Below are 12941 nucleotides of genomic sequence, written 5' to 3' on the forward strand. Positions count from 1 at the left end.
TGGGCTCGTCGAGCAGCAGCACGTTCGGCTCGGCCACCAGCAGCCGCAGGAACTGCAGCCGCCGCCGCTCGCCGCCCGACAGCTCGCCGATGCGGGTGACGAGCCGGTCGCCGGTGAAGCCGAACTCCTCGAGCAGTTGCGACGCGGACGCCTCCCGCCCCGTCGCCAGCAGGGTCTCCCGGCGCAGCCGGTTGACCGAGTCGAGGACGCGCTCGGAGTCGTCCAGCTCGGTGACGGCCTGGCTGAGGTGACCGACGCGCAGCGTCTTGCCCTGCTTCACCCGGCCCGAGGTGGGCGCCTGCTCGTGGGCCAGCAGCCGCAGCAGCGTGGACTTGCCGGCGCCGTTGACGCCGACCAGCCCGATGCGGTCGCCCGGGCCGATCGACCAGGTCAGGGGCCCGAGCAGGTGCCGCGGACGGCTCTCGCCGGGCGCCGCCGGCAGGTCGAGGGTCACGCGGTCGAGGTCGAAGACGTCTTTGCCGAGGCGCGTCACCGAGAACTGCTGCAGGGCGAGCTTGTCGCGCGGATCGGGGACGTCGGCGATGAGCTGGTTCGCCGCCTCGATGCGGAAGCGCGGCTTCGACGTGCGGGCGGGGGCGCCGCGGCGCAGCCAGGCCAGCTCCTTGCGGGCCAGGTTCTGCCGCCGCGCCTCGTTCGCCGCCGCCTGCCGCTGCCGCTCGACGCGCGCCAGAACGTACGCCGCGTAGCCGCCGTCGTAGGCGTCCACCACGCCGTCGTGGACCTCCCACACGCGCGTGCAGACGGCGTCCAGGAACCAGCGGTCGTGGCTGACGACGAGCATCGCCGTGCCGCCCGCCGCGAGGTCGTTCAGGTGCCGCGCGAGCCAGGAGACGGCCTCGACGTCGAGGTGGTTCGTCGGCTCGTCGAGCACCACGAGGTCGTGCCCGCCCAGCATGAGCGCGACGAGCGAGACCCGGCGACGCTCGCCGCCGGAGAGGTCGTCGACCGCCGCGTCCAGCGCGATGTCGGCGAGCAGGTGCTCGACGATCGACCGGGTCGTCGGGTTGGCCGCCCACACGTGGTCGGGCTCGCCGCCGACGATCACGTCGCGGACGGTCGCGCCCGCGGGCAGGTCGTCGGCCTGCGACAGGTGCCCGATGGACGCCGCCGCCGACCGCGTCACGCTGCCGGCGTCGGGCTCGACGACCCCCGTGAGCACGTTCAGCAGCGTCGATTTGCCGTCACCGTTGCGCCCCACGACGCCGACGACGTCGCCCGAGCCGAGGCCCAGGGAGACGTCGTCGAGAATCGTGCGGGTCGCGTAGCCCTTCGAGACGTGCTCGGCGTTGACGATGTTCGCCATCAGCGCCGCCCGCCCGCCGGACGCCTGCTGCCGGGCGTCACCGGCCCCTCATGGCGCGGTTGACGCCCTTGATCGTCGGCATGGGACCGCGGGGCAGCGGCACCTTGGGCCGCACCGCGTCCAGCGCGCGGAGGCGCTGCTGCACCTCGGCGATCTTGTGCGGCGGCAGCACCTTCGGCATCTTCTCGATGCGCTTTTGCAGGTCGGCGAGCTTCACCTGGTTCGGCCCGTCGCCGACGACCAGCGTCGACACGACGACGCCGTAGGCGACCTGCTCGTGCTTCTTCACCTCTTGGTTCAGCAGCGGCCGGACGCCCGCGGCGTGCCCCTCGCCGACCAGCACGATGCCGCCCGGGCCGACGACGCGATGCACGAGATCCATCTGCCGGGTGGCCGCGACGGCCAGCGTGTACTTGTACTTCTTGTTGTTCAACATCGACAAAGCGACCTCGGCCGAGCCGGGCTGGCCCGCGTACCGCGTGAACGCGCCCTTCTTGGCCCGGTTGGTCAGCACGAGCATGCCGACGAGCAGCGCGAGCATGAGCGCCGCCGGCAGCCACGCCCACCACGCGGCGCGGGTGAGCAGGCCGACGACCACGACGACGATCGCCACGCCCGCGGCGGCCCCGAACACGTACAGGTCGAGCTTCGGGTCGACCTTGCGGGTCTGCTTGTACACCTCGGAGAACTGGCGCATGCGCCCCCAGTCCTTCGGGTTGTCGCTGTTCTTCTTGCGCAGCTTCTCAGCCTTGCGCTGAGCCTTCTGCTTGGCGGCCAGTTCTTTGGCCCGTTCGCTTGCCATCTCGTGCTCCGGTTGAGGTCGTGGCTCAGTGGGACGTGCGGGCCTGGATGGCCTGCCGGTACAGCCGGCCCGCGCGGTAGGACGACCGGACGAGCGGCCCGCTGAGGACGCCGGCGAAGCCGAGCGCCTTCGCCTCGTCTTCCAGTTCGGCGAACTCGGTGGGGGTGACCCAGCGGTCGATCGGATGATGCTTCGACGACGGCCGCAGGTACTGCGTGATCGTCAGCAGCTCGGTGCCCGCGTCGCGCAGCGCGGTCATCGCCACGGTGATCTCCTCGCGCGTCTCGCCCATGCCGAGGATCAGGTTCGACTTCGTGACCAGGCCGGCCTCGCGGGCCGCCGTCAGGACGCCGAGCGACCGCTCGTACGTGAACGCCGGACGGATGCGCTTGAAGATGCGCGGCACCGTCTCCAAGTTGTGGGCGAACACCTCGGGGCCGCTCTCGAAGACGGTCTCGAGCGCCTTCCGCTCGCCGCGGAAGTCGTCCACCAGCAGCTCGACGCCCGTGCCCGGGTTCAGCGCATGGATCTGCCGGCACGTCTCGGCGTACAGCCAGGACGCCCCATCGGGCAGATCGTCGCGCGCGACGCCGGTGACCGTCGCGTACCGCAGACCCATCTCCCTGACGGACTCGGCGACGCGCCGCGGCTCGTCTTGGTCGTAGCCGGTGGGCCGGCCGGTCGCGATCTGGCAGAAGTCGCAGCGGCGCGTGCACTGGTCGCCGCCGATCAGGAACGTCGCCTCCCGGTCCTCCCAGCATTCGAAGATGTTCGGACAGCCGGCCTCCTGGCAGACGGTGTGCAGACCGCCCGCCTTCACGCGTGTTTGCATGTCGCGATACTCGGGGCCCATCGTCGCCCTCGTCTTGATCCACTCAGGCTTGCGTTCGATGGGTGTCTCGGCGTTGCGCGCCTCGATGCGGAGTAGGCGCCGGCCTTGCGTCGTGTCGGTCACCCCGCGATTGTACCTGCCGGGCTGACCCCGTCGAGACGCTGGTACGGCTCGAACGCGAGCAGCTCGCGCAGGTGGGGCTCCATGCGCCGGCCCATCTCGGCCAGGGTCGGCACCGGCCCGATCTCGGCCTCCAGCGAGGTGACGTCGGCGTCCGCGATGCCGCAGGGGATGATGTTGTGGAACGGCCCCGTGCTGCCGGCCTCGATGTTGAAGGCGAAACCGTGCAGCGCGGTCTGCTTCGACACCCGGATGCCGATCGCCGCGATCTTGCGCTCGAGGCGTCCGGGGGAGGCGTCCAGCCAGACCCCGGTGCGGCCGTCGACGCGGCGGCCGTGGACGCCGAACTCCTCCAGGCACCGGATCAGCGCCTCCTCGAGCCGGCGGACGTAGCCGAGCGGGCCGATGGCCCGCGGGATCGGCACGATCGGGTAGCCGACGAGCTGCCCGGGGCCGTGGTAGGTGATCTTGCCGCCGCGGTCGACGTCGACCACCGGCGTGCCGTCGAAGGGCCGCTCCTGCGGGAGAGTCCGGCGGCCGGCGGTGTAGACGGGGGAGTGCTGCACGAACAGCACGCGCGGCGGGATCTCGCCCGCCGCCACCTGCGCGTGGACTTGCCGCTGATACTCCCACATGCCCCGGTACTCCGACTGCACCGGCGGGTCCTGCTCCAGGCCCACGTACTCGAAGTCAAGCTCGTGTTCGGTCACCTGGCCGACCCTACCTCGCGCGAGCGCCCCTGGGACGCCCGCGCCCGGCCCGTGGGCCGGGGGCGTCCCGGCATGGACGCCGCGAGCGGCCGCGGCGTCCATGCGTGGCCGACACGCGACCGCCGACACGCGCGAGGGGCGCCCGGATCTCCCGGACGCCCCTCGGCTGCGTGGTGAACCGCCGGCTACACCCCGAACTCGGCGCCGAAAGCGCCCTCCTCGAGGCGGGCCTTGACGAAGCTCAGGTAGCGAGCAGCCAGGGCACCGTCGACGAGGCGGTGATCGTAGGTGAGCGAGAGGTACATCATGTCGCGGACGGCGATGACCTGGCCCAGCTCCGGATCGGAGATCACCATCGGACGCTTCACCAGCGCGCCGGTGCCCAGGATCGCCACCTGCGGCTGGTTGATGATCGGCGTATCCATCAGGGTGCCGGCCGAGCCGTAGTTGGTGATCGTGAACGTGCCGCCGGTGAGCTCGTCGGGCGTGACCTTGTTCGAGCGGGTGCGCGCCGCGACGTCGCCGATCTTCTTGGCGAGGCCGCCGACGGTGAGATCGCCCGCATCCTTGATCACGGGGACGAGCAGGCCCTTCTCGGTGTCGACGGCGATGCCCAGGTCTTCGGCCGGCGGGAAGGTGACGGTGCCGGCGTCGGTGTCGATCGTCGCGTTGAGCTTCGGGAAGTGCTTCAGCCCCTCCACGGCCGCCTTCGCGATGAACGGCAGGTACGACAGGGACGCGCCCTCGCGCGCCTTGAAGTCGTTCTTCGCCTTCGCACGGATCTTCGAGATGTTCGTCAGGTCGACCTCGACCGTCGCCGTGAGCTGAGCCGCGGTCTGCAGCGACTCGGTCATGCGGCGGGCGATCGTCTTGCGCAGCCGGCTGAGCTTCTCGGTCGTGCCCGGCTTGGCGGCGGCCTCCGCGGACGGCTTGGCCTCGGCAGCGGGGGCGGCCTTCGGCGCGGCCGGGGCGGCGGCGGGAGCGGCAGGAGCCGGAGCCGGGGCGTTCTTCGCCTCGACGGCGGCCTGGATGTCCTGCTTGCGGATGCGGCCTCCGACGCCGGTGCCCTCCACCGTCGCCAGGTCGATGCCCGCGTCGGCGGCCATCTTGCGGACCAGCGGCGTCACGTACCCGCTGTCGTCACCGGACGCCCGCGGTGCAGCGGGCTTCGCGGCGGGGGCGGGCGCGGCCTTCGGTTCCGGCTTGGGCTCGGGCTTCGGTTCCGGCTTGGGTTCGGGCTTCGGCTCGGGCTTGGGTTCGGGCTTGGGTTCCGGCTTGGGTTCCGGCTTGGGCTCGGGCTTGGGTTCCGGCTTCGGCTCGGCCGGCGCGGCGCTCGCGTCGCCGACGATGGCCAGGACGGCGCCGACCTCGGCCGTCTCGTCTTCCTGCACCCGGATCTCGAGCAGCGTGCCCGCGGCGGGCGAGGGGATCTCGGTGTCGACCTTGTCGGTGGAGACCTCGACGATGGGCTCGTCGGCCTCGACGCTGTCGCCGACCTCCTTCAGCCAGCGCGAGATCGTGCCCTCGGTGACGGACTCGCCCAGCGCGGGCAGGGTCACCTCGGTGCCCTCGGCCGCACCCCCGGACGACTCGCCACCGGACGCCTGCGCGTCGGCCTCAGCAGGGGCCTTCTGCTCGCCGTCGGCGGCCACGGGCTCGTCGGCCTCGGTGGACGGCGCCTCGGGCTCGGCGACGGGATCGGGCTCGGCCGGGGCGTCGCCGCCCGAGGGGGCCTCGTCGGGATCGCCGATGTTCGCCAGCACGGCGCCCACCTCGGCGGTCTCGTCTTCGGCGACCAGAATCTCCAGGATGACGCCCGCCACGGGCGAGGGGATCTCGGTGTCGACCTTGTCGGTGGAGACCTCGACGATGGGCTCGTCGGCCTCGACGGTGTCGCCGACTTCCTTCAGCCAACGGGAGATCGTGCCCTCGGTGACGCTCTCACCCAGGGCGGGCAACGGAACAGGTGTCGACATTGATCGGGCTCCTTCTTCGGTGTCGCTGTCGCGGACTCTGGGGTCAGCCTAGCCCCGCCGCCGCCCTCGCGCCCACCAGCACGAGGGCCCGTCTCAGTCGTTCTGCGTCCCCGCGCCGCCGGTGTCCCGGCCTGCGCTGGAACGCATCTGCCGGACGGCCGACCAGGCGTCCACCAGGGCCGAGGACAGCCCGGCGCCCGGCCCCGGGGCCGTCCGCGGGAACAGGGACGCCGCCGTGCCGGCCGTCGCGAAGAGGCCCGGCACCGGCGTCCCATCGCTCCGCAGGACGCGGCTCGCGGCGTCCACGACGAGACCGCCCTTCGTGCCCGCATCCCCCGGGTACAGGGGCGCCGCCCAGAAGGGCGGACGCCCGAGGCGTCCGAGATTCGGGTTGCGGCGTGTCGGATCGCCCATCGCCCGGTCGGTGGCGGACGCCCCGCGCCGGAAGTCGGGGTCGCGGCCCTTCGCGGCCGCGCCGTTGAAGGCGGCGACGGTGCCGATGAGCCCGGCCTGATCCATGTCGAGCTCGCGCGCCAACTCCGCGAGGGAGGAGGCGCTCACGAGCGGGGCGTCGTCGGGGACGGCCGAGCCAGGCAGCAGCGGGCCCATGCGGTAGCGCTGGCGGTGCGCGTTGTCCACCACGAGGAAGGACGGGATCGCCCACGACCCGCGGTGATGCTCGTACGGCCGACGGGCGGTCTCGGGCAGCGGGCTGGCCTCGTCGAGGAAGCGGTCGCCCGCCCGGTCGACGATGATGCCGTGCGGCACGCTGCGCTCGCTGGTCATGCGGTAGGCGTTGCCGTCGAACAGGGAGACGAGCGTCCACCAGGCGTCGTCCATGTTCTCCAGCGTGCCGCCGGCCTTCACGCCGGCGAGCAGGCCGCGCCCGTCGTTGTCGGCGACGCCCGTGGTCCACGAGGCGTCGGTCGGACGCGGCAGGTGCTGCTCGCGCAGCCACTGGTTACCCTCGAACCCGCCGCACGCCAGCACGACGCCGCGCCGGGCGGTGATGGTGAGCGTCTCGCTGCCGCGGTGCAGCCGCGCCCCCACGACGTCGCCGTCGGGGTCGATCAGCAGGTCGCCGAGGGCCGTGTTGATCATGAGCTCGACGCCGGCGTCCGCGGCCGCGTGCAGCAGGCCGGCGGCGAGCGCGGCCCCCGCCGAGACGCGGCGCCGCCCGGGCAGCGAGAGGCTGCTGCCGAGCGTCGTCACGGCGGAGACGAGCCCCGCCAGCGACCGGGGGGAGTACTCCACGGTGTATTCGGTGGGGCGCAGGCGTGCGGCCCAGGCCCCCAGCGTCCGGACGCCGACGGGCTGCGGCAGGAAGACCCGCCCGCCCCGGGACGCCGCCCCGTCGGCGCTCGGGTGGTAGTCGGGACGGTTGCGCGCCGCCGTCAGGTTGATGCCGTGCGTGGCGAGCCAGGCGCCCACGGCCGGGCTCTCCCGGACGAACGCGTCCCGACGATCCGCCGACGAGGACGCCGTCGGCGCCGGCAGCACGGCGTCCAGGTAGCGGCGCACCTCGGCGTCCGGGGCGGCGCCGGGCTTGGCGTGGGCGCCGGGCAGCCAGAGCTGCCCGGCGTCGGACGCCGTCGAGCCGCCCAGCAGGTCGGTGCTCTCCGCGAGGACGACGTCGAAGCCGGACTCGGCGGACGCGGCCGCGGCCAGGAGGCCCGCGGCTCCGCCCCCGATGACGAGGATGTCGGTCGTGCGCTCCACGTCGGGCTCAGCTCTGGAGGGACTGCGCGAGGGCGATCAGGGTGCGGACGGCCGCGCCCGTGCCGCCCTTCGGCACGTAGTCGTGCACCTTGTCGCTCCACGAGGGCCCGGCGATGTCGAGGTGCGCCCACGGGACGCCCTCGCGCACGAACTCGCGCAGGAACGCCGCCGCGGTGAGCGCGCCCCCGTAGCGGGTCGTGCCCGACGAGCGGAGGTCGGCGACGTCGGAGGTGAGGTTGTCCTTGATCTCGGGGGGCAGGGGCAACTGCCAGAACGCCTCGCCGGCCGCCTCCGCGGCGTCCAGCACGTGATCGGCCGTCTCGTCGTCGCTGGCCATCAGGCCCCCCGTGCGCTCGCCGAGCGCCACGATGCAGGCGCCCGTGAGGGTGGCGACGTCGACGATCAGTGACGGATCGTCCTCGCCGGCCCGGGTGAGCCCGTCGGCCAGGACGAGGCGACCCTCGGCGTCCGTGTTGGCGTTCTCGACCGTCTTGCCGCCGTACATCGTGAGCACGTCCGACGGCCGGAACGCCTTGCCGGACGGCATGTTCTCCGCCATGCACGCGTAGGCGGTCACGCGGACCTTGAGCCGCAGCTCGGCGATCGCGCGGGTCGCGGCGAGCACCGCGGCGGCGCCCGCCATGTCGGACTTCATCGTGTACATGCCGTCGGGGGTCTTGAGGTCGAGGCCGCCCGAGTCGAACGTGATGCCCTTACCGACCAGGGCGAGGTGCGCCTTGGCCCCGCGGGGTGCGTAGGAGTAGCGAACGAGCCGCGGCGGCCGCTCCGACCCGCCGCCGACGCCGAGGATGCCGCCGAACCCCTCCTTGGCCAGGGCCTTCTCGTCGAGCACCTCGACCTCTACCCGGACGTCGCGCGCGGCCTGCCGCGCGGCGTCCGCGAAGGTCTCGGGGTAGAGCACGTTCGCCGGGAGGTTCACCCAGTCGCGCGCCTGCACCACGGCGGCGGACACGGTCGCGGCGACGTTCACGGCCTGGTTCGCGGCGCCCCCGCGGGCCACGAGCGTGATGCGGCCGATGGACGCCTTTGCGGGCGTCGCGGACGTCTTCTCATACCGGTAGCTCGCGAGCAGCGCGCCCTCGGCGGCGCCCTTGACGACCTCGGGCTCGACTGTGTCGAGGCTCACGGCGACGTGCAGCGGGCGCTCGCCGCTCAGCCCGGACGCCGCCCGCACCCCGTTCGCCGCCGCCTTGCGCACCTGTTCGGGCGTCACGTCGACGTCGCCGAGGCCGGTGACGACGAGCCGCGCCGGGTTGCCCGGGAGCGCCACCGTCGACCCCAGCTCGGGCTTGGCGCCCAGCGAGGCGGCCAGGTCGGGCAGCCCCCGGCTGTAGCGGGAGCGTTGAGCCTTCTCGGTGGCGTCGTCGGCGCCGATGACGACGGGGCCGGACGACGTGCTCGCGAGCCCGACCACGACGACGTCGGCGTCGCTCGGAATCGAGTTCGCCACCGACAGCGGGGGCAGGGTGGACGCGACATAGGACACGGTGTGACTCCTTCTCGACCGTCGTTTCGCGCGCCAAGACTACAGCGAGGAGTCCCGGGGCCGTGCCGGTGTCGCCGGTCTGCGATAGGTTCGGCCGCATGGCTGAGCTGAGAAGGTCTCCGCTCCACGACCGGCATGTGGCGTTGGGGGCGAAATTCGCGGAGTTCGGCGGCTGGACGATGCCGCTGCAATACACGTCCATCGTGGCCGAGCACAAGGCGGTGCGGTCCTCGGTGGGGGTGTTCGACGTCAGCCACCTGGGCGGCATCCGGGTGACGGGGCCGAACGCGCGCGACTTCGTGAACGAGTGCCTCACCAACGACCTGGAGAAGATCGGCCCGGGGCAGGCTCAATACACCCTGGCGCTCACCCGCCAAGGCGGCGTGGTGGACGACATCATCGCCTACCTCATCGCCGACGACCACGTGTTCCTGGTGCCGAATGCGGCCAACAACAACGACATCTACGCGCTCCTGCAGCGTCAGGCGCCCGGCGCGCTCGAGGTGTCCAACGAGCACCCGCTCTACGCCAAGATCGCCCTGCAGGGCACCCACAGCGACGAGATCCTGCAGGCCCTCGGCGCGCCGTACGAGCACGCGTACATGCACTTCCGCGGCGGCCGCATCGGCGACGCCGACGTCACCGTCTGCCGCACCGGCTACACGGGCGAAAAGGGGTACGAGCTGTTCGTCGGGGCCGACGAGGCGGGCCCGGTGTGGGACGCCATCGTGGCCGCCGGCGAGCCCTACGGCATCCTGCCGTGCGGCCTCGGCGCGCGCGACACGCTGCGCACCGAGATGGGCTACCCGCTGCACGGGCACGAGTTGTCGATCGGCATCAACCCGCTGGAGGCCATGTGCGGGTGGGCCGTCGGCTGGGACAAGCCGGAGTTCTGGGGCTCCGAAGCCGTCAAGGAGGCGCGCGCCACCGGCGTGACGCGCAAGATCCGCGCCCTGCAGGCGCAGGGGCGTGGCATCCCGCGTCCGGACATGACGGTGCTGGACGCGGCGGGCGCGGAGGTCGGGCGGGTCACGTCCGGCACGTTCAGCCCGACGCTCCGCGTCGGCATCGCGCTCGCGCTGCTGGACGCCTCGATCACCCCGGGCCAGGAGGTCGTCGTGGACATCCGGGGGCGTCACGAGACGTTCGACGTGAAGAAGCCGCCGCTCGTGCAGCCTCAGGTCCGCGAGCCGTGAGGGCGTGGCAGACGGAGGGGACGCGGTGACGAAGAAGTTCTGGGCGCACGTGGCGCTGGCCGCCGTCGGGCTGGTCGCGCTGGTGTGGTCGCTGACGTTGGCCGCCCACCCCACGGTCATGTGCCGCGGGGTCGAGATGCACCCGGGCGAGGTGTGCGTGAAGGCCGACAACACCGGCCGCGTCCAGACGTACGAGGACCGGGTGGAGGCCGCCCAGCAGTCGCGGCCCGTCGTCGGCGCCGTCGGGGCGGCGGTCGCCGGGTTCGGCGGCTGGCTGGCCTGCGCGGAGGCGCGCAAGACCCGCGGGAGGCGCGAGGCGTAGGGCGGCGTCCGCGTCGGGCCGGCGTCCGTCCGCAGGCCGAACGGCCCGGTCAGGCGTGCAGGCTCATCGGGCCGTAGACGACGCGGTCGCCCTCCACGAGGGTCACCTCGTCGAGGCCGTCGTCGACGAGGTCCTCATACGACTCGGTGAGCCAGGCCTCGGCTTCGGCCTGGGTGGGGAAGTCGGGGGAGCGGTACGAACGCTCGCCGCCCAGCCGCTGCGCGGCGTCCGTGTCGAGCTCGGCGACCCAGCGGAACATCAGATCTTCTCCCCCCGGTTCACGCGCGGCGGCGGCGTCCGCCAGCGCCGGAACGAAAGCTGCCGGTTGAATGCGTACATCACCAGGCCCTTGCGCGGGCGGTGCGGGATGCGCTGGGCGGCGAGCTCCTTGAACCGCCGCCACACCATCCAGGTGTCGATGAAGATCATGGCCATGAACGCCCACATCGCCCAGAAGACGTACATGCTGTAGCGCAGCGCCCCGGGCAGGAACGTGCTCGCCATGAGCACCAGCAGCAGCGGCATGGCGATCTCGGCGAGGTTGAACCGCGAGTCGACGATGTCGCGCATGAGCTGCCGCTCGGGGGTGTTGTCGATCTCGGCGTAGCGGCGCCGGTTCTCCACCGCGCGCACCTGACGCTCGCGCGCCTTGATCTCGCGCTTGCTGAGGTCGGGGTTCAGCCGCTGGCGGCGGGCCGCCTCGGCCTCGCGCCGCGACGGGGTCGCGTGCCCCTTCTTCGTGGGCCCCTGCCCCACGGGGGGGGCCGGCGGCTCCTGCTCAGGCTCGGGCTGGTCGGCCTTCTTCGCTTTGAACAAGGGCACGGGCGGATCCTTCGGTTGTGCGGCGGTGACACGGACCCGCCCAGTCTAGGGGATGCCCTTGCCCGGCACACCGCCTACGCTGGGGGCGCAGACTGCATGCCCCCACGGGAAGGACTCCACTCGATGGCCGGACTGTTCAACCGGATGAAACTCATCTTCGGCTCGAAGGCCGACAAGGCCCTCGACAAGCTCGAGGATCCGCGGGAGACGCTCGACTACTCCTACCAGCGGCAGCTCGAGCTGCTGCAGAAGGTCCGCCGCGGGGTGGCGGACGTCGCGACGAGCCGCAAGCGGGTGGAGCTTCAGGCCAACCAGCTCAACGCCGAGGTCGACAAGATGTCGGTGGCGGCCAAGCGAGCCCTCGAGCAGGGCCGCGAAGACCTCGCCCGCGAGGCGCTCACGCGCAAGTCGGCGCTGCAGCAGCAGCTCGCCGACCTTCAGGCCCAGCATGCGCAACTCGCCGGCGAGGAGGAGAAGCTCGTCCGCGCCAGCCAGCGGCTGCAGGCCAAGGTGGACGCCTTCCGCACCAAGAAGGAGACCATCAAGGCCACCTACAGCGCGGCCGAGGCCCAGACCCGCGTCAACGAGGCCTTCAGCGGGCTCGGCGAGGAGATGGGCGACGTCGGCCTGGCGATCCAGCGCGCCGAGGACCGGACGCAGCAGATGCAGGCCCGCGCCGGCGCGGTCGACGAGCTGCTCGCCTCCGGCGCGCTCGACGACCCGAGCGGCCTGGCGAAGGACGACATCACCCGCGAGCTCGACTCGCTGGCGTCCAGCTCGCAGGTGGAGAACGAACTGGAGGCCATGAAGCGCTCGCTCGGCCAGTTGGACGCCGGCGCGGCCGAGCCCACGCCCGAGCTCAGCGCCGGGCGCGCCACGCAGCAGCCGGGCGCCGTGGCGTCCGCGCAGCCGCAGAACGGGCAGGCGCAGCAGGTTGGCCCGGCGCAGCCGCCGACCTACCAGCAGCCGCCGGCCCAGGGCGAGGCGTCCTCCGAGCCGACGCGGGAGGGCTGAGCGATGATCGTGCGCATCCTCGGTGAGGGGCAACTCGACGTCGACGACAGCCACCTCGCCGAGCTGAACCAGCTCGACGAGCGGGTGGAGGACGCGGTGGACGCCGGCGACGAGGCCGCCCTGGCCGACGCGCTGGCGGGGCTGCTCGCCCGGGTGCGCGAGATCGGCAGGCCGCTCGACGACGCGGTGCTCGCCGACTCCGACCTGATCCTGCCCGGGGCCGACAGCGACCTGGCGCAGCTTCGTTCGTTCCTCGACGACAGCGGGGCCGCCGACGGGCTGATCCCCGGGTGAGCCGCGCCCGATGAGGGCCCTGATCTGCGCCGACGCTATCGGCGGCCTGCCGTCCGCGGTGGCCGGGCGGGCGCTGGGGCGCGCGTTCGCGGCGTCCGGACGCCGCGTCCAGGTGGCGGTCGTGCCCCTGGCCGCGGGCGGCCCGGCGCTGCAGGACGCCCTGCGCGAGCTTGGTCGCGACGACGTGGTGGCCGAGGCCCCCGGCGAGCCGGGGGAGGCGTCCGGGTTCGATCGCGCGGCGACGACGGCCGGCCTGGGGCAGGCTCTGCTCTCGGCCCTGGACGCCGCCGTCGGCCCGCCGGG

At 72.8% G+C, this 12941-nt stretch carries 14 protein-coding genes; 5 read left to right on the forward strand and 9 right to left on the reverse strand.

Annotated elements, in window-relative coordinates; genetic code table 11:
- From WMJ97_RS11325 to WMJ97_RS11355, 7 genes are all read right to left on the reverse strand, one after another.
- Positions 1-1324: ABC-F family ATP-binding cassette domain-containing protein (locus tag WMJ97_RS11325; protein ID WP_347349103.1), on the reverse strand; the 1324-nt coding region annotated here is incomplete at its 3' end.
- A 37-nt stretch (positions 1325-1361) separates the two neighbouring features.
- On the reverse strand, positions 1362-2126 hold the full coding sequence (locus WMJ97_RS11330; RefSeq protein WP_347349104.1) for a DUF4191 family protein: 765 nt from the start codon (positions 2124-2126) through the stop codon (positions 1362-1364).
- A gap of 25 nt (positions 2127-2151) precedes the next feature.
- Complete coding sequence (lipA, locus tag WMJ97_RS11335) at positions 2152-3081, reverse strand: lipoyl synthase (RefSeq protein ID WP_347349105.1); 930 nt, start codon at positions 3079-3081, stop codon at positions 2152-2154.
- Positions 3078-3788, reverse strand: a complete 711-nt coding sequence (gene lipB, locus WMJ97_RS11340; RefSeq protein ID WP_347349106.1) for a lipoyl(octanoyl) transferase LipB — start codon at positions 3786-3788, stop codon at positions 3078-3080. Before lipB ends, lipA begins: the two co-directional genes overlap by 4 nt.
- Before the next feature lie 185 nt (positions 3789-3973).
- Positions 3974-5764, reverse strand: a complete 1791-nt coding sequence (sucB, locus tag WMJ97_RS11345; protein WP_347349107.1) for a 2-oxoglutarate dehydrogenase, E2 component, dihydrolipoamide succinyltransferase — start codon at positions 5762-5764, stop codon at positions 3974-3976.
- 93 nt (positions 5765-5857) lie between these two features.
- Positions 5858-7483 carry an FAD-dependent oxidoreductase gene (locus tag WMJ97_RS11350; RefSeq protein ID WP_347349108.1) on the reverse strand — a complete coding sequence of 542 codons (1626 nt, stop codon included), beginning with the start codon at positions 7481-7483 and terminating at the stop codon, positions 5858-5860.
- A 7-nt stretch (positions 7484-7490) separates the two neighbouring features.
- Positions 7491-8990 carry a leucyl aminopeptidase gene (locus tag WMJ97_RS11355; protein WP_347349109.1) on the reverse strand — a complete coding sequence of 500 codons (1500 nt, stop codon included), beginning with the start codon at positions 8988-8990 and terminating at the stop codon, positions 7491-7493.
- Positions 8991-9088: 98 nt separating this feature from the next.
- Between WMJ97_RS11355 and gcvT the strand changes: the two genes are divergently transcribed.
- Positions 9089-10186: a glycine cleavage system aminomethyltransferase GcvT gene (gcvT, locus tag WMJ97_RS11360; RefSeq protein WP_347349110.1), complete on the forward strand. Its 1098-nt coding sequence runs from the start codon at positions 9089-9091 to the stop codon at positions 10184-10186.
- A 25-nt stretch (positions 10187-10211) separates the two neighbouring features.
- Entirely contained in the window at positions 10212-10508 is a 297-nt protein-coding gene (locus WMJ97_RS11365; protein WP_347349111.1) for a hypothetical protein, read from the forward strand.
- Between the two features lie 49 nt (positions 10509-10557).
- Here the strand turns inward: WMJ97_RS11365 and WMJ97_RS11370 are convergent, their stop codons facing one another.
- Both WMJ97_RS11370 and WMJ97_RS11375 read right to left on the reverse strand, forming a co-directional pair.
- Complete coding sequence (locus tag WMJ97_RS11370) at positions 10558-10767, reverse strand: hypothetical protein (RefSeq protein ID WP_347349112.1); 210 nt, start codon at positions 10765-10767, stop codon at positions 10558-10560.
- Positions 10767-11330, reverse strand: coding sequence for a DUF3043 domain-containing protein (locus WMJ97_RS11375; protein ID WP_347349113.1), 564 nt, complete (start codon positions 11328-11330; stop codon positions 10767-10769). The genes WMJ97_RS11370 and WMJ97_RS11375 overlap by 1 nt, the downstream gene beginning before the upstream one ends.
- A 123-nt stretch (positions 11331-11453) precedes the next feature.
- Here WMJ97_RS11375 and WMJ97_RS11380 point away from each other — a divergent pair, with 123 nt between their 5' ends.
- The 3 genes from WMJ97_RS11380 to WMJ97_RS11390 all read left to right on the forward strand — a co-directional run.
- Complete coding sequence (locus tag WMJ97_RS11380) at positions 11454-12344, forward strand: PspA/IM30 family protein (protein ID WP_347349114.1); 891 nt, start codon at positions 11454-11456, stop codon at positions 12342-12344.
- A 3-nt stretch (positions 12345-12347) separates the two neighbouring features.
- Positions 12348-12638, forward strand: a complete 291-nt coding sequence (locus WMJ97_RS11385) for a hypothetical protein (protein WP_347349115.1) — start codon at positions 12348-12350, stop codon at positions 12636-12638.
- Positions 12639-12648: 10 nt separating this feature from the next.
- A partial coding sequence (locus tag WMJ97_RS11390) for a hypothetical protein (RefSeq protein ID WP_347349116.1) occupies positions 12649-12941 on the forward strand: 293 nt, incomplete at its 3' end.

Origin of the sequence: Nigerium sp. (genome assembly GCF_039811905.1) — a bacterium.
Taxonomy (GTDB): Bacteria; Actinomycetota; Actinomycetes; order Propionibacteriales; family Propionibacteriaceae; genus Propioniciclava.

What these genes read in the sequence shown, in the direction of transcription:
- sucB (WP_347349107.1), bottom strand. Translation starts at nt 5,764, where the DNA reads ATGTCGACACCTGTTCCGTTGCCCGCCCTGGGTGAGAGCGTCACCGAG.
- WMJ97_RS11330 (WP_347349104.1), bottom strand. Translation starts at nt 2,126, where the DNA reads ATGGCAAGCGAACGGGCCAAAGAACTGGCCGCCAAGCAGAAGGCTCAG.
- WMJ97_RS11385 (WP_347349115.1), top strand. Translation starts at nt 12,348, where the DNA reads ATGATCGTGCGCATCCTCGGTGAGGGGCAACTCGACGTCGACGACAGC.
- WMJ97_RS11370 (WP_347349112.1), bottom strand. Translation starts at nt 10,767, where the DNA reads ATGTTCCGCTGGGTCGCCGAGCTCGACACGGACGCCGCGCAGCGGCTG.
- WMJ97_RS11380 (WP_347349114.1), top strand. Translation starts at nt 11,454, where the DNA reads ATGGCCGGACTGTTCAACCGGATGAAACTCATCTTCGGCTCGAAGGCC.
- gcvT (WP_347349110.1), top strand. Translation starts at nt 9,089, where the DNA reads ATGGCTGAGCTGAGAAGGTCTCCGCTCCACGACCGGCATGTGGCGTTG.